Genomic DNA, 18,944 nt, shown 5'->3' on the forward strand with positions numbered 1-18,944 from the left:
GCAACCTGCCCAGGCGGACCGGTCTCGTGCCGGATGATCTGGAGACAGAGTTGCGCAAGGTCAAGAGTGCCTTGGCCAAGGCCCGCGCGTTAAGGACGATCATCAAGGAAGCCCCTGAACAACTGCGCCGAGACGCAGCTATCATTACCTACACCCGGATCATCGACGATCTGATCCAGCGCTTGCATAGGCTCGATGAAGCGGGGGTTTTCGACCGGATGCTTGCCCAAGCAATACTGGACGACCTGAGCGCCTGAACGTGTGCTGCATATTGATGGCTTTGATCATGCGTCCACAACTTATTGCGGTTATCCACAACAAATTGCTTTACAGGATGAATCGGGTGCCTCACCATATCTGGTAAGGGCGTGGGGAATAGCCCCCGCCCATAGAGCAGGCACCTAGCGGTTGAGGCGCAATCCACCCCGACCGCAAAGCAAAAAACCAACGAGGTGGCACCGTGGCATTGTCCGAGCAGTACCTACAGGAAGACCTTCATCCCATCGATATCGTCGAACATCTGGCAGAGCACAACGAATGGGACTTTGACCGGATCGGAGACGATCAGATCGCCATGGCTGTTGAAGGCCAGTGGCGGACCTATTCGATCACGCTGGCGTGGTCGGCCTATGATGAGACGCTGCGCCTGATCTGCACCTTTGAGATGGAGCCGCCGGAGGACAAGCTGCCCGGCCTTTATCACATGCTCAATGAGGTGAATGATCAGTGTTGGGCTGGGGCGTTTACATATTGGCTGGAGCAAAAGCTGATGGTGTATCGCTACGGATTGGTGATGGCGGGCGGACAAGAGGCAAGCCCGGAACAGATCGATACGCTGATCACCGCCGCCGTGATGAGTGCCGAGCGGTATTATCCGGCCTTTCAGCTGGTTGTCTGGGGGGATCGCAATCCGCGCGACGCCATGCAGGTGGCAATTGCCAAGACATACGGGCGCGCCTGAGCGACCGGAAGCGTGACCGGAATGAGTGCCTGCGGCACTCTGTAAGCCATGATTGAGGGGAAGCCCCCCGAGATGGTGTTCGCCAGTAAATGCGTGATGCGCTGTGTGGTTCGTGCGAAACTTTGCCGTCTGGGCGATCTAACGTTGCCCAGCGGAATCGCGCGGCGTAACACTGGCAAGGAACAGACACGCATTACGAGAGGCGCGGAATGGACATGAATTTTGTGGCCGAAAAGGGTCTTGTGCTGCTGGGTTGTGGCAAGATGGGATCGGCGATGTTGCAGGGCTGGTTGTCTGATGGGCTGCCACCGGCATCGGTCTGGGTGATTGATCCGCATCCTTCGGACTGGTTGCGCGGCACCGGGGTACAGATCAACGCGGATTTGCCGACGGCACCGGGGATCGTTCTCATTGCGGTCAAGCCACAGATGATGGGGGATGCGCTGCCCGCCATAGCGGCGATGGGCGGGGGCGACACGCTTTTTGTCTCTGTGGCGGCTGGGACGCCGATTGCGGCGTTCGAGGCGGCGTTTGGGGCTGACAGCCCGATCATCCGTGCCATGCCGAATACACCCGCCGCCGTGGGCCGTGGCATCACAGCGATTGTCGGAAACGCGAATGCGGGCGCCGGACAGATGGATCTGGCAGAGGCGCTGCTGCGTGCCGTCGGGCAGGTGGTGCGGCTGGAAAATGAGGATCAGATGGATGCGGTGACGGGCGTTTCGGGCTCTGGCCCGGCTTATGTGTTTCACATGATCGAATGTCTGGCGCGAGCTGGCGAGGCGCAGGGATTGCCCGCCGCAATGGCGATGCAGTTGGCGCAGGCGACAGTGGCGGGGGCGGGTGCGCTGGCCGAGGCGGCGGATGAGACACCTGCACAGTTGCGCGTCAACGTGACCAGCCCGAACGGCACGACGCAGGCCGGGCTCGAGGTACTGATGGACGCGCAGAGTGGCCTGCCGCCGTTGATGGAAAAAACTGTTGCTGCTGCGGCAGACCGGTCGCGGGAGTTGCGCAATGACGGATGAGATTTCTTTTGATGACTTCCTCAAGGTCGACATTCGCGTGGGCCGGGTAACACGCGCCGAGCCGTTTCCCGAAGCGCGCAAACCGGCGATCAAGATGTGGATCGACTTTGGCGGCGACATCGGCGAGCGCAAGACATCCGCACAGGTCACCGCGCATTACACGCCCGAAAGCCTGTTGGGTCGTCAGGTGATGGGGGTGGTCAATTTCCCGCCACGCCAGATCGGGCCATTCATGTCCGAAGTACTGGTGCTGGGCCTGCCTGACGCGGATGGCGAGATCGTCCTGCTGCGTCCGGATCAGGACGTGCCGGATGGAGGGCGCATGCATTGAGCCGGATATTTTTTACACGCCCCTTGCCTGCGCCCGTGATCGCGGCCGCGGAAGCGTCGTTTGACGTCGAAGTGCGGCAAAGCACGCTGCCGATGAAACCGGCTGAAATGCGCGCGGCACTTGCGCTCTATGACGGGGTGCTGCCAACCTTGGGTGATCGGTTCGATGCGGGGATATTCGAGGAGGGCGGCCATCGCTGCAAGTTGCTGGCCAATTTTGGTGTGGGCTACAACCATATCGACGTGGACGCGGCGCGCGCCTGCGGCATCACCGTGACCAACACGCCGGGTGCCGTGACGGATGCCACGGCCGATATTGCGCTGACCCTGATGTTGATGAGTGCGCGGCGCGCTGGCGAGGGCGAGCGGATGGTGCGTGCGGGCAAGTGGGATGGCTGGCATCCAACGCAGATGCTGGGCCTGCACATGAGCGGCAAAACAGTCGGGATCATTGGCATGGGGCGGATCGGTCAGGCGATTGCGCGGCGCTGTCATTTTGGTTTTGGCATGGGTGTTATCTATGTAAACAGGTCGGAAAAGACGCTGGATTTTGACGCGCGCCGAATGGACGACATGAAGGCGCTGGCCAAGGCTGCCGATTTCGTTGTGGCCGCTGTTCCGGGGGGCGCGGACACCCATCATCTGATCGGCACAGAAGTCTTTCGCGCGATGCGCAAACATGCCTATTTCATCAACATCTCGCGCGGGGATGTGGTAAAGGAAAGTGCGCTGATCTCGGCCTTGGGCAAGGGACGTATCGCGGGGGCGGGGCTGGATGTTTACGAGCATGAGCCGCGTGTGCCGGATGCCCTGCTGTCGCATGAAAATGTGGTTCTGCTGCCGCATCTGGGTACCAATGCGCTGGAAGTGCGAGAGGCGATGGGCATGATGGCGGTCGACAATCTGCGGGCATTCTTTGACGGAGATACACCTCCTAACGCTGTGAATTGAATCGCGCCGTTAGGTCATTACGATTTCGCAATTCAGATTTCGTATAAATCGCTCTATGATCCGTGCAGACGCATTTCGGAGCATTGTTTATGAAATCCCCCGCAATCACCGGCACCGGTGTTTTTACGCCCAAAGAAACGATCACCAATGACGAGTTGGTTGTCGCGTTCAACGCCTATGCCGATTCCTACAATGCAGAGAATGCGCAGGCGATTGCGGCGGGTGATCTGGCGGCGAAAGATCATTCAAGTTCTGAGTTCATCGTCGGCGCATCCGGGATCGAACAACGGTATGTGATGGACAAGAGCGGCGTGCTTGATCCTGCGGTCATGCACCCGCATTTGCGTGCGCGCAGCGATGATGAGCCGTCGATCATGGCCGAAATGGCGCTGAGCGCTTGCCGCGATGCGCTGGCACAGGCAGGCCGCACGGCGGACGAGGTCGATCTGGTTATTTGCGCGGCCTCCAACCACGAGCGGCCGTATCCGGCGATCGCCGTCGAGATTCAGCAGCTTCTGGGCGCGGGGGGGTTTGCTTTTGACATGAACGTTGCCTGCTCGTCTGCCACCTTTGGGATGCAGGCGGCGGCTGACATGATCCGGGCTGGGTCAGTTCGTTGTGCGCTGGTGGTGAATCCCGAGATTTGCTCAGGTCATCTGGAATGGCGTGACCGGGATTGCCATTTTATCTTTGGTGACGTGTGCACCGCCGCAGTGCTGGAACCGGAAGATGCAGCAAAGGGTGCGCATTTTCGCATTCGCAGCACGCGATGTGCCACGCAGTTTTCCAACAATATCCGCAACAATAACGGCTTTCTGCGCCGTACCCGTGAACAGATGCAGGACCGGCGCGACATGCTGTTCATGCAGGAGGGGCGCAAAGTCTTCAAAGAAGTGCTGCCGCTGGTCTCACAGCATATCCTGTCGCATCTTGAGGATGAAGGGATCGAGGCGGACATGCTCAAGCGGCTTTGGCTGCATCAGGCGAACAAGTCGATGAATGATTTCATCGGCCGCAAGGTGCTGGGCCGGGTGCCAAAGCCAGATGAACAACCCAACATCCTGCAAGACTATGCGAACACCTCATCCGCCGGGTCGATCATTGCGTTTTCCAAGTATTCCGACGATCTGGCGCCGGGTGATCTGGGGCTGATCTGTTCGTTTGGTGCGGGTTATTCGGTCGGCTCGGTTGTCGTCGAACGGGTGAGTTGAGCCGATTTTCTTACGCTGCGGCCATCGCCGCGCGCCAATGGCGACGGCATAGACTGACATAGGTCTCATTTCCTCCGATCTGCACCTGCGCGCCGTCGGTCACGACATTCCCATTTGCGTCCTGCCTGATCACCATTGTCGCCTTCTTGCCGCAATGGCAGATGGTGCGCACCTCGCGCATCTCGTCAGCGAGGGCCAGTAGCGCGGCCGAGCCGGGAAAGAGTGCGCCCTGAAAATCCACGCGCAGGCCGTAACACATGACCGGCACGCCGAGATCATCGACAACGCGTGCCAGTTGCCATACCTGTTCCGCGCTAAGAAATTGTGCCTCATCGACGAAAATGCAGGCGACTGGATCAGCATCCATGGTGCGCTTCAGCTTGGTAAAGAGATCCTCTTTGGGTGCGAAGGTTTCGGCTGGCTGACCAATGCCGATCCGTGAGGCAATCTGTCCTGAGCCCGCGCGCCCGTCGGCCAGCGCGGTCATCAGGCAGGTTTTCATACCGCGTTCTTGATAGTTGTACGCCGCTTGCAGCAGCAACGTCGATTTACCGGCGTTCATCGTGGAGTAATGAAAATAGAGCTTGGCCATTGATCCGGTTTTGCAGATGCATCGCGGTATTTCAATCATGTGTGTGACTTTTGGGCGGGGCGCGTACGCTGGCGGCACGCCGCCAGATGGATGCGACACGGGGCGGGACAAGCCTCGGGGGGGACGCGCCCCGCCTGAACGCACGACGCTGGTGGGCAGTCGGGTTCAAGTCATTCCCTGATTTCAAGGAATGATTTAGAAATGACATGCGTGCGAGAATTGTTTAATGGGAAAAGACTTTGAGGGTTCCCCGAGCTGAGGGACTTTGGATACTTGGGGGTCATTTGAATGGCGGCGATGGGCAGTTACCTGAAAAAACATACCGAGGCGCTGGTGAAGGATGTGGGGATTGAGCCCGCGTGCCAGTTGACTGGGAAATCCAAGGCAACGCTGGGCCGCTATTATTCTGACCACGCCGAGCATGCGGACCGTTTCATGCCAGTTGATGCGGTTGCCGCGCTGGAAGAGGCGGCATCCTACCCGCATGTCACCGCTGCGTTGGCAGAGTTGAAGGGTATCAGCCTCAGCTTTGATGAAAATCGCCGCAATACCAAGGAAAAAGGCGGTGTGAACAGTGATGTGATCGCGCTTAGCCAGCGGTTCGCGATGCTGATGGGGGAATACCAGCAGTCGATTCAGGACGGCGTGATTACCGTGAACGAGGCCAAGCGCCTGTTGCGTGAAACCACGCAGCTGCAAAAGGTTCTGATCGACATGAAACTGCACCTAGAAGAAGAAACGGGTGACCTGTCCTCTTAGGCGGCGGGACTTGCGGCTTCCGGCCTCAGGTCGGGTGGCTATACTTCCTGAGGGCCGTGGGCGAGCGCCCATAGCGCGCCTTCATTGCACGCCCCATTGCGGCGGGCGATTCGTATCCGCAACGAACGGCAATCTCGGCAATGCCCAGATGCGTTCCATCCAGCAGCTTGCGCGCCTCTGACAATCTGAGGTGACGATAGACGGTACCCGGTGGGGCGCCTAATGCACGGCGAAATCGCCGATCAAGCGTCCGGGGCTGGCAGGTCAGGTGCCGGGCCAGTTGTGTCAGGCCCAACGGTCGTTCCACATGGTCGCGCATCAGCCCGACGGCGCGGCGTACGAGGGTGTCACCGCCGGGCATATCGCGTGGGACGGTTCGTTCATTGCCATGCATGAACTGGTCCTCGACATCCAGACGAGTGGCCATGCCGGCATGTTGCGAAATCAGATCAAGTGTCAGGTCGAGCGCCGACATTGCCCCGGCGCAGGTGATTACCGGTCCGTCACGCACGGCGCGTGTGCGTTCCACCTCGACCTCTAGAAACCGCTCTGCGAAGGCGTCCAGCATGTCCCAGTGAAGCGTGGCATGGCGGCCGTCCAGCAACCCGGCCGACGCCATCAGCCATGGCCCGGCATCAAGACCTACGATGGTGCCCGCCTGCTGCGCAGCCCGGCGCAGTGCCCGCCGGGTGGGGGCGGTGTCGTGACTGTCATGGCCATAGCTGGCGTGGACAAAGAGATAGTCACACCGTTCCAGATCGCCGAGCGCACCGTGCGGCAATACCTGAATTCCGCTCGATGATTGGGCCGCTGCCCCTGTCAGTGTGAGAATACGCCATTCGAAAAATTGCCCGCGTGCCACGGCGTTGGCCGCGCGCAGCGGTTCCAGACAGTTACTGAGGCAGAGGTTGGAAAACTGATCAAAAATCAGGAAGCCGATGGTAATCGGAGCATCCAGTGCTTTTGTCCATTTCTGCATCATAATTGCCCATTACGGCATATTCAGTGCCCCGTCCAGCGCGCTAGCCTGAGGGCCAGCAACAGCCGGAGGAATACCCGATGCCCCTGACCATGAACCGTGAGGTTTTCATCACCTGTGCCGTTACCGGATCCGGGGGGACGCAGGATCGCAGCCCGCATGTGCCGCGCAGTCCGCAACAGATCGCCGACAGCGCGATTGCTGCGGCCAAGGCGGGGGCGGCAGTGGTGCATTGCCATGTGCGCGATCCAGAAACCGGCGCGCCGAGCCGCGACATCGGGATGTTTCGCGAAGTGACCGACCTCATTCGGGCATCTGATACCGACGTCGTGCTGAACCTGACCGCAGGAATGGGTGGCGACATGATCTTTGGCGATCCGGAAAACCCGCTACCTCTGAACGCGGCAGGCACGGACATGGCCGGTGCGACCGAACGCGTGGCGCATGTGGCTGAATGCCTGCCAGAGATCTGCACGCTGGATTGCGGCACGATGAACTTTGCCGAGGCCGATTACGTGATGACCAACACACCCGGCATGCTGACCGCAATGGGTCGGATGATGACCGAACTGGGCGTGAAACCCGAGATCGAGGCGTTTGATACCGGCCATCTGTGGTACGCCAAGCAACTGGTCGCGGATGGCGTGCTGGCACCCGACGTGCTGGTGCAGCTGTGTATGGGGGTGCCGTGGGGCGCGCCGAATGATCTGAACACTTTCATGGCGATGGTGAACAACGTGCCGGACAGTTGGAACTGGTCCGCGTTCAGCCTTGGCCGCGATCAGATGGCCTATGTGGCCGCCTCGGTCCTGGCGGGTGGCAACGTCCGCGTGGGGCTGGAGGACAACCTGATGCTCGACAAGGGTGTGCTGGCCGAGAACTATCAGCTGGTCGAACGCGCCGTCGAGATTATCGAGCGTATGGGCGCGCGGGTAATCGGCCCGGAAGAGGTGCGTTCGAGACTGAACCTGACCAAACGGATGCCACGAGCATGATTGCGCGCGCGACAATTTGCATAGCGTTTTTGCTGCCGGGTAGCGCGTTGGCTGCGCCGTGGGAGGGCGATTGGGTGGTCGATCCGGCACTGTGCGCGTCACCAGCGGACGACCATCGTCGGATTCGCCTGACGAGTACCCGCAAGGGAAGGCCAACTGACGAAAGCGTTTGTGACATAATCGAGACCGAAGATGTTGGCCTGAACGTGACCCGGCTAAAGCTGGATTGCGAGTCACATGGTGACAGCTACGAGGACAATCTTTTTCTGATGCTGGATCAGGATCATCTCTGGATCTGGTACGCCGCAGGCGAGTGGAAACGCGCAAGTATGGGCGAATATTATCGGTGCCCGGAATGACCAGCCGCGTGGTGATAACCGCAGGTGCGTCAGGTATCGGTCTTGGCCTTGCCCGACGTTTTGCGGCGCAGGGCGACCGTGTGGCGATCTGTGACTCAGACGCGGCGGCTGTGGCCGACATGGCCAAAGCGCTGCCGGATGTTATCGCCGAAGTGGCCGATGTTACCGACGAGACGCAAATGACCGCGTTTCTGGGCCGGATCGAGGCTGTCTGGGGCGGTGTCGATGTGGTTTGCGCAAATGCTGGCACCGGCGGGCCTGCGGGCCGGATTGAGGATCTGGACTATGCCGCATGGCAGGCCTGCATCGGGGTCAATCTGCACGGCGCGTTCCTGACCTGTCGCTGGGCCGCGCGGCTGATGCGTGCGCAGGGTGCGGGGTCGATCATCATCACGTCCTCCACTGCGGGCCTGTTTGGTTATCCGCTGCGGTCGCCCTATGCGTCGGCCAAATGGGCGCTGAATGGCCTGACCAAAACGCTCGCGTCGGAACTGGGCCCGGCGGGCGTACGGGTCAATGCGATCTGTCCCGGTGCAGTCGAGGGCGACAGGATGGACCGCGTGGTGGCGATGGAAGCGGCGGCAGGCGGGCGCAGCGAAGATACCGTGCGCGCCAGTTATGTCACTGGCGTCTCAATGCGCACATGGGTCAATGTCGATGACCTGGCCGATATGGCCTTGTTTCTCGCTTCGCCGGCAGCAAGCAAAGTGTCGGGGCAGATCATTGCCGTGGACGGGCACACCGATGCGCTGGTAACGTCATGACCCGGCACGCGTTATTCGGCATTGGTAGCAATTGTTCGACGCACTGCGCACATCCGCAAATGCCACGCGTGGATCGGTCAGTAGCTGTCGGGCATACTCTGCGATCCGACCTGTCGCAACAATCTGGCCGGTGCCGTAGAGGATGCGCTCATCCGCCGTGTAGCCGCGTACCATGTACTGCGCGGATCGCAGGATGGGCGGGACGGCATCCGATGGCGCAGCTGCAGCGCAATCCTCTGCGCACAGGAATATTGGACCCGTTTCGGTATAGGGGTTCACCCCCTCGAATGGGCGCCAAGCGAGGATCAGGTAATCCTCTCCTTCTGGTGTTTCGCGCAGACAATGACGACAGGGATAGGCGCTGCCCTGCGCCGTATGCACCTCAGGCGGCAGGCCGTAAGCATCGCACCCTTGGGTTTTGGCGTCATGCACCTGATCGCTGGGCAATCCGTGAAATTCAATCCGCATTTCGGTTCTCCCTTTTGGAAACGAAACTGCCAATCTGCCTCGTCGGGGGCGACCCGAAACATGCGCAATGGGGAACGACATGACCAACACAGCATCCATCATCGGCGGCGGCGTCATCGGCGGCGGCTGGGCCGCACGGTTCGCACTTAACGGGTGGAACGTTCGTATTTTCGACCCGGACCCGGAAGCTGAACGCAAGATCGGGGCCGTGATGGACAATGCCCGCCGCGCGCTGCCGATGCTGGTCGATGTTGCGATGCCAGCCGAGGGCACCGTGACGTTTTGTGAAACGTTGGAGGCCGCCGCAGAAGGGGCCGCACTGATCGTCGAGGCCGTGCCAGAGCGCACCGAGATCAAGCACAAGGTCTATGCACAGATCGAGGCAGTCAATACCGAGGGGATCATCGCATCGTCCACCTCGGGCATCATGCCGACCGAGCTGCAGTCACAGATGGTCCACCCCGCTCGTTTGATCGTGGCGCATCCGTTCAACCCCGTTTACCTCTTGCCGCTGGTCGAACTGGTCGCCGGTGCGCAGACCGACGCGACGATGATTGAACGGGCCAAAGAGATCTATGCAGGCATCGGTATGTACCCACTGCATTGCCGGGTCGAGATCGAGGGCTTTCTCAGCGACCGCCTGCAAGAGGCGCTGTGGCGGGAGGCGCTGTGGCTGTTGCATGACGACGTGGCCACGGCAGAAGAGATCGACGCGGCCATCGCCTATGGCCCCGGTCTGCGCTGGGCGCAGATGGGGACGATGCAGACTTTTCATCTGGCCGGAGGTGAGGGCGGCATGCGTTCCATGCTAGCGATGTTTGGCCCGTGTCTGAAATGGCCGTGGACCAAGCTGATGGATGTGCCCGACCTGACGGATGACTTCGTGAACAAGGTTGGCGATCAGTGCGACAGGCAGGCCAGAGATTTGGTGCCGCGTGATCTGGAGCGGATCCGCGATAACAATCTCATCGGTATTATCCGATCGCTCAAGCAGGGCGAATGGGGGGCGGGCGCTGTTGCGCGCGCGCACGAGCGTCAGCTGCGTCCTGAACCGGTAGCGGCTGCACCAATGATCACCCAGAGCCGAGTTGTGCCCGTGGATTGGACCGATATGAACGGGCATATGAATGAGGGCCGATATGGTCAGATATTCTCGGACGCGGCGGAAACGATCATGGCAGCGGTCGGCGCAGATGATGACTATGTCGCGTCGGGGTTGAGCTACTTCACCGTGGAGACGACGATAAAATACCTGAAGGAAACACACGCCGGAGAGCGCGTACAGGTCCGCACGATCGTCACCGAGGGCGTGCGCAAGAAACTGCGCTGCCTGCACGAAATGGTGCGTGCCAGCGATGGCGAAGTATTGGCGACATGCGACCAGTTTATGCTGCATGTCAGCCTCGAGACCCGCCGCACCTGTGAACCGGGGCCAGAGGTGGCCGCACGCGTCGCCGCCCTTGCCGCAGCACATGAAGGATTGAGCCAATGAACTTTGGGTTGACGGAAGAGCAAGAAATGATCGTCTCGACGGTCCGCAGCTTTGTCGAGAACGAGATTTATCCTCACGAGGCAGACGTCGAGCGCACAGGCGAAGTACCCGCGGACGTGGCCGAGCGGATCAAGCAAAAGACGATTGAACTGGGTTTCTACGCCTGCAACTTTCCCGAGGAAGTGGGTGGCGCTGGTCTTAGCCACCTTGAGTTTGCACTGGTCGAGCGCGAACTGGGACGTGGGTCGATGGCGCTTAACCATTTCTTTGGCCGTCCGCAAAACATTCTGATGGCTTGCGAGGGTGAGCAACGCGAACGCTATCTGCTGCCCGCCGTGCGGGGCGAGCGGATGGATGCGTTGGCGATGACCGAACCGGGGGCGGGATCGGACGTGCGCGGCATGAAGTGCTCCGCCCGGCGCGATGGCGGGGACTGGGTGCTAAACGGGACCAAACATTTTATCTCGGGCGCAGATCACGCCGATTTCATCATCGTCTTTGTTGCCACCGGCGAAGATGACACACCAAAGGGCCCGAAAAAGCGGATCACAACGTTTCTCGTGGATCGTGGCACGCCGGGATTCACCATCCGTGACGGGTACAAATCGGTCAGCCACCGTGGGTACAAGAACATGGTGCTGGAATTTGATGATTGCCGTCTGCCCGATGCTCAGGTGCTGGGCGAGGTCGATGGCGGGTTCGCAGTGATGAACGAATGGCTCTACGCCACGCGGATCACCGTTGCCACCATGTCGGTAGGTCGGGCGCGCCGCTGCTTTGACATGGGGCTGGCCTATGCGGCGGAACGTCAGCAATTCGGTCAGGCCATTGGCAAGTTTCAGGGCGTTGGATTTCAACTGGCGGATATGATCACAGAGATCGACGCCGCAGATTTCCTCACTCTTGCGTCGGCATGGAGGCTGGATCAGGGCTTGCCAGCCAACCGAGAAATAGCGAGTGCAAAACTCTACGCCACCGAAATGCTGGCACGGGTCACCGATGCGACACTCCAGATCTATGGTGGGATGGGCCTGATGGATGATTTTCCCATCGAACGGTTCTGGCGCGACGCAAGGGTGGAACGCATCTGGGACGGTACCTCCGAGATTCAGCGCCATATTATCAGCCGCGAAATGCTGCGTCCGTTGGGCGCGTGACCGATATGACGGGCTTAAGAGTCTTCTTGCCTTCGGCGAGGATATTTGACGCAAGAAGAAAAGGGGGAGGCACCATGGCATCCCCCTCGCGAAGAGATCGTAACTCTTCTCCTTGCACGGTCATCGGCGTCCCCGCCTGTACCGTCCCTCCACTCTCGGCAAAGAAGGTTAAGAAACCGCGTCTTCTTCTTGCTCCAAGTATCCTCGCCGAAGGCATGAAAACTCTTTTGGTGGATGTGCCAGTATGACGCGTGACCTTGCCCGTCTGATCCGACCGAAATCCATCGCAGTTGTCGGGGGCGGTGTTTGGTGTGCGTCGGTGATTGAGCAATGCCAACGCATGGGGTTTGATGGCCCGGTTTGGCCGGTACATCCGATGCGCGCAGAAGTGGGCGGTGTAACGGCTTTTGCATCTCTGACTGATTTGCCTGGTGCGCCGGATGCCACGTTTATCGGGGTGAACCGGACCGCGACCATTGACGTGGTGCGCGCGCTCAGTGCGATGGGGGCGGGCGGGGCTGTGTGCTTTGCCAGTGGTTTTCGCGAAGCGCAGGCCGAGACCGGTGATGGCACCGCGTTGCAGGATCAGTTGTTAGATGCAGCAGGTGCGATGCCGATCATCGGGCCGAACTGTTACGGTTTTATCAATTATCTTGACGGTGCGCTTCTGTGGCCGGATCAGCATGGCGGCGGGCGTGTGGATCGCGGTGTTGCGTTGATTACCCAGAGTTCGAATATCGCGATCAATCTTAGCATGCAGAGACGTGGCTTGCCGGTGGCGTATCTGGCAACGGCAGGCAATCAGGCGCAGATCGGGCTGGCCGATCTGGGGCAGGCGTTGCTGGACGACCCGCGCGTGACGGCGCTGGGACTGCACATTGAGGGAATCGGCGATCTGCGCGCGTTCGAGGCTTTGGCGGTCAAGGCCCGCGCCTTGGGAAAGCCCATTGTCGCGCTAAAGGCCGGCAAATCAGAGCAGGCGCGCGCCGCCACGGTGTCGCATACGGCGTCACTGGCGGGCAGCGATACGGGGGCTGTTGCGCTGTTGCGGCGATTGGGGATCGCGCAGGTTCAGAGCCTGCCGGTTCTGCTTGAAACGCTGAAGCTGATGCATTTTGCTGGTCCATCAGCCTCGAACCGCATGATCTCTATCTCTTGTTCCGGGGGGAGGCGAGCCTTGTTGCCGATGCTGCCGTCGGTCGGAATGTCTGCTTTCCGCCGCTGAATGACCAGCAGCGCACTGGATTGCGCGCGGCACTGGGGCCGATGGTGGCGTTGGCGAACCCGCTGGATTACCACACGTTCATCTGGAACGATGCGCCGGCTATGGCGCAAACGTTTACTGCCGCGCTGCAGGGGGATCTGGCGCTGGGATGTCTTGTTGTCGATTATCCGCGTACAGATCGGTGCAGCGATGCCAGTTGGGCCTGTACGATTGCCGCTGGTAAGGCCGCGCATGAAGCGACAGGCGTACCGTTGGCCATTGTTGCCAGTCTGCCTGAGAATATGCCTGAGGCGAAGGCGGCAGAGATCGCGGCGGCGGGCCTCATTCCGATGGCGGGGATTGATGAGATGCTATGCGCTTTCGAGGCAGCGCATGTCGCAGCTGGTGTGATGGCTGATCCCGTACCGTTGTTGCATCCGGGTCGCATCGGCGACACGCGCGTTCTTACCGAGGCCGAGAGTAAGGCGGCGTTGGCGGCGCATGGGCTGCGGGTGCCGCGCAATGTACGGGCGGATGGCAAGATAGAACTGAGCCGCGCTGTACGCGAGATCGGTCTGCCGATGGTCCTGAAGGGTGAAGGCATCGCGCACAAGACCGAAGCGGGCGCGGTGGCGATCGGATTGCAGACCAAGGCAGAAGTGATCGAGGCGGCTGTCAGGATGAAGGCGTCGTCCTATCTGGTCGAGGAAATGATTGATGGTGGCGTGGCCGAGTTGTTGGTCGGGGTGGTGCGCGATCCGGCGCACGGCTATGTTTTGACCATGGCGGCCGGCGGTATTCTGACCGAGATTTTGCGCGATTCGGCTTCGCTACTGGTTCCAGCCACCGAGGCAGAGATCGGCGCGGCACTGGATGGGCTACGTATCGCGCCTCTGCTGCGGGGGTATCGCGGTAAACCGGCTGCGGATCGTGACGCGATCATTGCGGCGATTATGGCGGTACAAAACTATACGCTGGCAAATGGCGGTGCGTTGGAAGAGGTCGAGGTCAATCCGCTGATCTGCACACCTCATGGTGCGGTGGCGGCGGATGCGCTCATCAGGACAGGAGAGATAACATGACGGACAACAGCAAAGGACCGGTCAGGACCGAGCGGCGCGGGCATGTGCTGGAGGTGACGCTGGACCGGCCCAAGGCCAACGCGATTGATCTGGCCACCAGCCGGATCATGGGGGAAGTGTTCCGCGATTTTCGTGACGATGACGATCTGCGCGTAGCGATCATCACTGGCGCGGGGGATAAATTCTTTTGCCCCGGATGGGATCTAAAGGCGGCGGCAGATGGTGATGCGGTAGATGGTGATTACGGTGTTGGTGGCTTTGGTGGTATTCAGGAGCTGCGCGATCTGAACAAGCCGATCATTGCTGCCGTGAACGGTATCTGCTGTGGTGGCGGGCTGGAATTGGCGCTGGGCGCGGATATTATCCTTGCGGCCGAGCATGCGCAGTTCGCATTGCCCGAGATCCGGTCTGGTACGGTGGCGGATGCGGCGAGTGTGAAGCTGCCCAAGCGTATCCCCTATCATATCGCGATGGAGATGCTGCTGACCGGTCGCTGGATCGATGCGACGGAGGCGGCGCGCTGGGGGATGATCAACCAGATACATGCCGCGGACAAGCTGATGGAAGAGGTCCGCGCGCTGGCCGATCATCTGGCCAGTGGTCCTCCGCTGGTTTATGCCGCGATCAAGGAAGTTGTGCGAGATGCCGAGGGGCGCGATTTTCAGAGTGCGATGAACAAGATTGCCCGGCGGCAGTATCCCACGGTTGACGTGCTTTATTCGTCAGAGGATCAGATGGAAGGTGCCAAGGCGTTCGCGGAAAAGCGTGATCCGGTCTGGAAAGGGCGCTGAGGCAGAGTAGATCAGCGCGCTAGAATTGGCGCGGTGATACTGCAATTGCGAAGCGAGCGCTTGCAATGTCGTTACTGGGCGTCCATATGCGCCCTGCAAACGTTTTTCTTTTTCGACCAACTGTCTCCCTAATACGGCGTTCAGTCTTTCGATCCAGACCGACTACGCCACGTTGCCGCACAATGCGGGCAGCACCAATCAGGAGACTACGGATATGGCCACTGGCACCGTAAAATGGTTCAACACGACTAAAGGTTTTGGTTTCATCGCACCCGATGGCGGCAGCAAGGACGTTTTCGTTCACATCAGCGCCGTTGAGCGCGCTGGTCTGACCTCTCTGGCAGATGATCAGAAAGTCACGTTCGACATCGAATCCGGCCGCGACGGCCGCGAGAGCGCCGCGAACCTTCAGCTCGCATAAGCTCTGACAACAGGCGGGCGGCTTCGGGATTTCCCGTTGCCGCCCGTTTTGCGTTCTGCGGTAGTGAGATAAGACCCAAGTCGTACGGATTCTCTTGGCTCGCTTTACACGCAGTCCAAAATAGTCGTTTGGCAATCTCGGCTGGTTCGTTATCGTGTGCTCCATGAAAAAAGAACGTCCAATGGGAGTAGACGCATGAAACACTATCTAAAATATGGCGCCGTTGCCGCGATCAGCCTGGCTTTTGCCGGTGAAGCGATGGCGACGGAATGGAATGTCTCGGTCTGGGGCAAGCGCCGCGCGTTCACCGAACATGTCGAAAAGCTGGCCGAGCTGGTGTCGGAAAAGACAAACGGCGAGTTCACGCTGAACATCAGCTACGGCGGCCTGAGCAAGAACAAGGAAAACCTTGATGGCATTTCCATCGGTGCGTTCGAGATGGCCCAGTTCTGTGCCGGCTATCACCGTGACAAGAACCCGACCATTACCGTGCTGGAACTGCCTTTCCTAGGCGTCGAGACGCTGGAGCAGGAGCGCGAATTGTCGATGGCGCTCTATGCGCAGGACGCGGTCAAGGAAGATTTGGCGCGTTGGAACGCGACACTGTTGATGCCATCGCCGATGCCGCAATACAATCTGGTCGGTTTGGGTGACGCTCCCGCTGCACTGAAGGATTTCGAGGGTCTGAGCGTGCGCGCCACCGGCGGGATCGGCAAGGCAATGGAAGCCGTCGGCGCAGTGCCAACATCCATGTCGGCAACCGAAGTGCGTCAGGCGATGGACAGTGGCGTGGTCAAGGCTGTGGCCTTTGCCCCTCATGCTCACATGGCGTTCGGCACCATTGAGAATGGCAAGTGGTGGACGACCAACCTGAACCCCGGCACAGTCAACTGCCCGGTCGTGGCCAATACCGATGCCCTGAATGATCTGAGCGACGCCAACCGCGAGGCGCTGTTGGGGTCGATTGACGAGGCGCTGGATCATTACGTTGACAACTATACCAACAATACCATGGCCAAATGGGGTCCGGCGCTGGATGAGCGCGGGATCGAGCGGGTCAGTTTCTCTGCCGAGGGTCTGGCGGCGTTCAAAGAGCGGGTTGCCGGCCCTGCGGCGACCAGTTGGATCGAGGATATGAATGCCCGCGGTCTGCCTGCGCAAGAGCTATATGATTTTGCCACCAGCAAACTGGAAGAGTTGAAGGGAATGTGAACCGGTCGGCCCCGGGGCTTTTCCCGGGGCCTTCTGTCTCCGCGTGCGGTCCCCGATCAGGCCCGGACGACCGGAGGCAACCTCAACGATAAAAATAAAAAATCAGGGGGGACACGATATGGCAGGAGCAGCTTCTGTTCTGTCCGACGACAGCACAATCAGCCGGATTGATCGGCGGCTCTACAAGGTGGAGCGAGTGCTGGCATTGGTGAGTGGTCTGGCGGTGTTTTCGCTGATGATCCTCGCGGTGGTTTCCGTCAGCGGGCGAAACTTTTTCAATAACCCACTGCCCGGCTATGTGGACTGGATCGAGCAGGCAATGCCGCTGATCGCCTTTATGGGCGTTTCCTATGCACAGCGCGATGGTGGGCATATCCGCATGGATATCGTCGTCGGCGCGCTTAAGGGGCGATTCCTCTGGGCGGCCGAGTTTCTGACCACATTCGCGATCCTGATCCTGATGATCCTGATGGTCTGGGGCAGTTGGGCGCATTTCTCTCGTAGTTTCGATTTCGGCTCACCGCTGTGGAGTCGTGATAGCTCGATGGATATAGCGTTGCCGCTATGGCCGGCGAAACTGCTGGCACCTGTGGCGTTCGGCGTGCTGTGCCTGCGATTATCGCTTCAGGTTTGGGGATATGCCCGCGCTTTTGTCCAAGGTGCCGAGACACCCGTGGCCGTGCCGCTGGTGATGGATGCGGCGACGCAGGCGCTGATGGAAGCCGAGCATGTCTCGGGCCGAGACGAGTAGGGGCAGGGCGATGGAACCGATTGATATTGGACTGGCCGTCACCGGCGTGATGCTGGTTTTTGTGGTCCTTGGCATGCGGGTGGCCTTTGCCGCCGCATTGGCCGGGATGGTGGGGCTGATTTGGATTTTCTGGTCCAAGAAAGGCTATGACCCCGATGATTTCATGTGGGCGCTGACTGTGGCGGTGAAAACCGCCGGTCAGGTGCCGCATTCCAAGGTGTCCAGTCAGGCGCTGAGCCTGATCCCGACATTCATCCTGATCGGCTATCTGGCCTACTATGCCGGGTTGACCAAAGCCCTGTTCGAGGCGGCGAAACGCTGGATTGCGTGGGTGCCCGGTGGGTTGGCCGTATCGACGGTATTCGCAACAGCGGGGTTCGCGGCGGTCAGTGGCGCATCGGTGGCCACGGCGGCGGTCTTTGCCCGGATTGCGATCCCCGAAATGTTGAAAATCGGCTATGATAAACGCTTTGCTGCGGGCGTGGTCGCAGCGGGCGGCACGCTTGCGTCACTGATCCCGCCGTCTGCCATTCTGGTAATCTACGCGATCATCGTGGAACAGGACGTGGGCAAGCTGCTGTTGGCCGGGTTTATTCCGGGTGTCTTTTCCGCGTTGGTCTATGCTGTGTTGATTATCGGCATGGCGCTGACGATCAAGGGGTTCGGGCCGCCGGTTAGTGGATTCACATGGCGTCAGCGGTTTGCGTCATTGCCGCCTGCCTTGCCGATTGTACTGGTGGTCGTGACCATCATCTTTTTCGTCTACAACCCGTTCGGCGGTGACGCTTGGGGCACGCCTACCGAGGGTGGGGCCATCGGGGCCTTCGTTGTATTCCTGATGGCGCTCTGGCGTGGCATGCGCTGGGCCGAGCTGAAAGACGCATTGCTGGAAACGGCGAAGCTGAGCGTGATGATCTTTACCATCATCTGGGGTGTGCTGGTCTATGTGCGGTTCCTTGGGTTTGCCGACCTGCCCGGCGCGTTTTCGGATTGGATCACATCGCTGACCATGTCGCCGATGCTGATCCTGATCTGCATCCTACTGGCCTATGCCGTGCTGGGTATGTTTATGGATGCCATCGGGATGTTGTTGCTGACGTTGCCGGTGGTCTATCCAGCAGTCATGGCGCTGAACGGTGGCGAATTTGTCAGTGCCGCTGACAGCGCATTCGGCATGTCGGGGCCAATGTGTGCGATCTGGTTCGGGATACTGGTGGTGAAGATGGCTGAATTTTGCCTGATAACACCCCCGATCGGTCTGAACTGTTTTGTCGTGGCGGGTGTCCGGCCGGATCTGAGCGTGCAGGACGTATTCAAGGGCGTGACACCGTTCTTTATCGCGGACGGGATCACCATCGCGCTTTTGGTCAGCTTTCCGATGATCGTGCTCTGGCTGCCGGGACAGGTGTGACAAAACTAGAGACTTTGTAGCCAACA

20 protein-coding genes and 1 pseudogene are annotated in these 18,944 nt (G+C 59.8%); 18 read left to right on the forward strand and 3 right to left on the reverse strand.

Annotation, left to right across the window (positions count from 1 at the left end; all coding sequences use genetic code 11):
* Positions 1-26: 26 nt before the first annotated feature.
* The 6 genes from N7U68_RS13690 (at position 27) to N7U68_RS13715 (ending at position 4,481) form a co-directional block, all read left to right on the forward strand.
* Complete coding sequence (locus N7U68_RS13690) at positions 27-257, forward strand: hypothetical protein (RefSeq protein ID WP_263047161.1); 231 nt, start codon at positions 27-29, stop codon at positions 255-257.
* A gap of 203 nt (positions 258-460) precedes the next feature.
* Positions 461-961, forward strand: a complete 501-nt coding sequence (locus N7U68_RS13695) for a type III secretion system chaperone family protein (RefSeq protein ID WP_165194658.1) — start codon at positions 461-463, stop codon at positions 959-961.
* Between the two features lie 209 nt (positions 962-1,170).
* Positions 1,171-1,989 carry a pyrroline-5-carboxylate reductase gene (gene proC, locus N7U68_RS13700; protein WP_263047162.1) on the forward strand — a complete coding sequence of 273 codons (819 nt, stop codon included), beginning with the start codon at positions 1,171-1,173 and terminating at the stop codon, positions 1,987-1,989.
* Positions 1,979-2,320, forward strand: coding sequence for a tRNA-binding protein (locus N7U68_RS13705; protein WP_165194655.1), 342 nt, complete (start codon positions 1,979-1,981; stop codon positions 2,318-2,320). The genes proC and N7U68_RS13705 overlap by 11 nt, the downstream gene beginning before the upstream one ends.
* Entirely contained in the window at positions 2,317-3,270 is a 954-nt protein-coding gene (locus tag N7U68_RS13710; protein ID WP_263047163.1) for a 2-hydroxyacid dehydrogenase, read from the forward strand. Before N7U68_RS13705 ends, N7U68_RS13710 begins: the two co-directional genes overlap by 4 nt.
* Positions 3,271-3,359: 89 nt before the next feature.
* Complete coding sequence (locus N7U68_RS13715; protein WP_165194652.1) at positions 3,360-4,481, forward strand: beta-ketoacyl-ACP synthase III; 1,122 nt, start codon at positions 3,360-3,362, stop codon at positions 4,479-4,481.
* Between the two features lie 10 nt (positions 4,482-4,491).
* Here N7U68_RS13715 and N7U68_RS13720 read toward each other — a convergent pair whose 3' ends face one another.
* Positions 4,492-5,073, reverse strand: a complete 582-nt coding sequence (locus N7U68_RS13720; RefSeq protein ID WP_263047164.1) for a thymidine kinase — start codon at positions 5,071-5,073, stop codon at positions 4,492-4,494.
* A 288-nt stretch (positions 5,074-5,361) separates the two neighbouring features.
* Between N7U68_RS13720 and N7U68_RS13725 the strand changes: the two genes are divergently transcribed.
* Positions 5,362-5,832 carry a hypothetical protein gene (locus N7U68_RS13725; RefSeq protein WP_165194649.1) on the forward strand — a complete coding sequence of 157 codons (471 nt, stop codon included), beginning with the start codon at positions 5,362-5,364 and terminating at the stop codon, positions 5,830-5,832.
* A gap of 25 nt (positions 5,833-5,857) precedes the next feature.
* On the opposite strand, the gene N7U68_RS13730 is transcribed toward N7U68_RS13725, so the two are convergent.
* Positions 5,858-6,811, reverse strand: coding sequence for a GlxA family transcriptional regulator (locus N7U68_RS13730; RefSeq protein WP_165194647.1), 954 nt, complete (start codon positions 6,809-6,811; stop codon positions 5,858-5,860).
* An 80-nt stretch (positions 6,812-6,891) separates the two neighbouring features.
* Between N7U68_RS13730 and bcoG the strand changes: the two genes are divergently transcribed.
* From bcoG to N7U68_RS13745, 3 genes are read left to right on the forward strand one after another with little or no spacing between them, the layout of a single operon-like run.
* On the forward strand, positions 6,892-7,806 hold the full coding sequence (gene bcoG, locus N7U68_RS13735; protein WP_263047165.1) for a 3-dehydrocarnitine:acetyl-CoA trimethylamine transferase BcoG: 915 nt from the start codon (positions 6,892-6,894) through the stop codon (positions 7,804-7,806).
* Positions 7,803-8,165, forward strand: a complete 363-nt coding sequence (locus N7U68_RS13740) for a hypothetical protein (RefSeq protein WP_263047166.1) — start codon at positions 7,803-7,805, stop codon at positions 8,163-8,165. Before bcoG ends, N7U68_RS13740 begins: the two co-directional genes overlap by 4 nt.
* Positions 8,162-8,929 carry an SDR family oxidoreductase gene (locus tag N7U68_RS13745; protein WP_263047167.1) on the forward strand — a complete coding sequence of 256 codons (768 nt, stop codon included), beginning with the start codon at positions 8,162-8,164 and terminating at the stop codon, positions 8,927-8,929. The genes N7U68_RS13740 and N7U68_RS13745 overlap by 4 nt, the downstream gene beginning before the upstream one ends.
* On the opposite strand, the gene N7U68_RS13750 is transcribed toward N7U68_RS13745, so the two are convergent.
* Positions 8,924-9,397 (reverse strand): DUF1203 domain-containing protein, encoded by a 474-nt coding sequence (locus N7U68_RS13750; protein WP_263047168.1) that lies wholly within the window; start codon positions 9,395-9,397, stop codon positions 8,924-8,926. The genes N7U68_RS13745 and N7U68_RS13750 overlap by 6 nt on opposite strands.
* A 79-nt stretch (positions 9,398-9,476) precedes the next feature.
* Here N7U68_RS13750 and N7U68_RS13755 point away from each other — a divergent pair, with 79 nt between their 5' ends.
* The 8 genes and pseudogenes from N7U68_RS13755 to N7U68_RS13790 all read left to right on the forward strand — a co-directional run bounded on the left by N7U68_RS13755 (position 9,477) and on the right by N7U68_RS13790 (position 18,918).
* Positions 9,477-10,889: a carnitine 3-dehydrogenase gene (locus N7U68_RS13755; protein WP_263047169.1), complete on the forward strand. Its 1,413-nt coding sequence runs from the start codon at positions 9,477-9,479 to the stop codon at positions 10,887-10,889.
* Complete coding sequence (locus tag N7U68_RS13760) at positions 10,886-12,046, forward strand: acyl-CoA dehydrogenase family protein (protein WP_263047170.1); 1,161 nt, start codon at positions 10,886-10,888, stop codon at positions 12,044-12,046. Before N7U68_RS13755 ends, N7U68_RS13760 begins: the two co-directional genes overlap by 4 nt.
* 244 nt (positions 12,047-12,290) lie before the next feature.
* Positions 12,291-14,332, forward strand: a pseudogene (locus N7U68_RS13765) (acetate--CoA ligase family protein).
* Entirely contained in the window at positions 14,329-15,123 is a 795-nt protein-coding gene (locus N7U68_RS13770) for a carnitinyl-CoA dehydratase (RefSeq protein WP_263047171.1), read from the forward strand. The pseudogene N7U68_RS13765 and the gene N7U68_RS13770 overlap by 4 nt, the downstream one beginning before the upstream one ends.
* A gap of 214 nt (positions 15,124-15,337) precedes the next feature.
* Positions 15,338-15,544, forward strand: a complete 207-nt coding sequence (locus N7U68_RS13775) for a cold-shock protein (RefSeq protein WP_165194631.1) — start codon at positions 15,338-15,340, stop codon at positions 15,542-15,544.
* A gap of 195 nt (positions 15,545-15,739) precedes the next feature.
* Positions 15,740-16,756, forward strand: coding sequence for a TRAP transporter substrate-binding protein DctP (gene dctP, locus N7U68_RS13780; RefSeq protein WP_165194629.1), 1,017 nt, complete (start codon positions 15,740-15,742; stop codon positions 16,754-16,756).
* 118 nt (positions 16,757-16,874) lie between these two features.
* The gene (locus N7U68_RS13785; RefSeq protein ID WP_263047172.1) at positions 16,875-17,507 is read left to right on the forward strand and encodes a TRAP transporter small permease subunit; all 633 of its coding nucleotides are present in this window, start codon (positions 16,875-16,877) and stop codon (positions 17,505-17,507) included.
* Positions 17,508-17,517: 10 nt separating this feature from the next.
* Positions 17,518-18,918: a TRAP transporter large permease gene (locus N7U68_RS13790; protein ID WP_165194626.1), complete on the forward strand. Its 1,401-nt coding sequence runs from the start codon at positions 17,518-17,520 to the stop codon at positions 18,916-18,918.
* The last annotated feature ends 26 nt before the right edge of the window (positions 18,919-18,944 follow it).

Origin of the sequence: Roseovarius pelagicus, assembly GCF_025639885.1 — a bacterium.
Lineage (GTDB): Bacteria > Pseudomonadota > Alphaproteobacteria > Rhodobacterales > Rhodobacteraceae > Roseovarius > Roseovarius pelagicus.

Coding starts and splice junctions, on each gene's coding strand:
- N7U68_RS13745 (WP_263047167.1), top strand. CDS start 8,162: ATGACCAGCCGCGTGGTGATAACCGCAGGTGCGTCAGGTATCGGTCTT.
- N7U68_RS13755 (WP_263047169.1), top strand. CDS start 9,477: ATGACCAACACAGCATCCATCATCGGCGGCGGCGTCATCGGCGGCGGC.
- N7U68_RS13790 (WP_165194626.1), top strand. CDS start 17,518: ATGGAACCGATTGATATTGGACTGGCCGTCACCGGCGTGATGCTGGTT.
- N7U68_RS13720 (WP_263047164.1), bottom strand. CDS start 5,073: ATGGCCAAGCTCTATTTTCATTACTCCACGATGAACGCCGGTAAATCG.
- N7U68_RS13730 (WP_165194647.1), bottom strand. CDS start 6,811: ATGCAGAAATGGACAAAAGCACTGGATGCTCCGATTACCATCGGCTTC.
- N7U68_RS13750 (WP_263047168.1), bottom strand. CDS start 9,397: ATGCGGATTGAATTTCACGGATTGCCCAGCGATCAGGTGCATGACGCC.
- N7U68_RS13775 (WP_165194631.1), top strand. CDS start 15,338: ATGGCCACTGGCACCGTAAAATGGTTCAACACGACTAAAGGTTTTGGT.
- N7U68_RS13725 (WP_165194649.1), top strand. CDS start 5,362: ATGGCGGCGATGGGCAGTTACCTGAAAAAACATACCGAGGCGCTGGTG.
- proC (WP_263047162.1), top strand. CDS start 1,171: ATGGACATGAATTTTGTGGCCGAAAAGGGTCTTGTGCTGCTGGGTTGT.
- N7U68_RS13760 (WP_263047170.1), top strand. CDS start 10,886: ATGAACTTTGGGTTGACGGAAGAGCAAGAAATGATCGTCTCGACGGTC.
- N7U68_RS13770 (WP_263047171.1), top strand. CDS start 14,329: ATGACGGACAACAGCAAAGGACCGGTCAGGACCGAGCGGCGCGGGCAT.
- N7U68_RS13715 (WP_165194652.1), top strand. CDS start 3,360: ATGAAATCCCCCGCAATCACCGGCACCGGTGTTTTTACGCCCAAAGAA.
- bcoG (WP_263047165.1), top strand. CDS start 6,892: ATGCCCCTGACCATGAACCGTGAGGTTTTCATCACCTGTGCCGTTACC.
- N7U68_RS13705 (WP_165194655.1), top strand. CDS start 1,979: ATGACGGATGAGATTTCTTTTGATGACTTCCTCAAGGTCGACATTCGC.
- N7U68_RS13785 (WP_263047172.1), top strand. CDS start 16,875: ATGGCAGGAGCAGCTTCTGTTCTGTCCGACGACAGCACAATCAGCCGG.
- N7U68_RS13740 (WP_263047166.1), top strand. CDS start 7,803: ATGATTGCGCGCGCGACAATTTGCATAGCGTTTTTGCTGCCGGGTAGC.
- dctP (WP_165194629.1), top strand. CDS start 15,740: ATGAAACACTATCTAAAATATGGCGCCGTTGCCGCGATCAGCCTGGCT.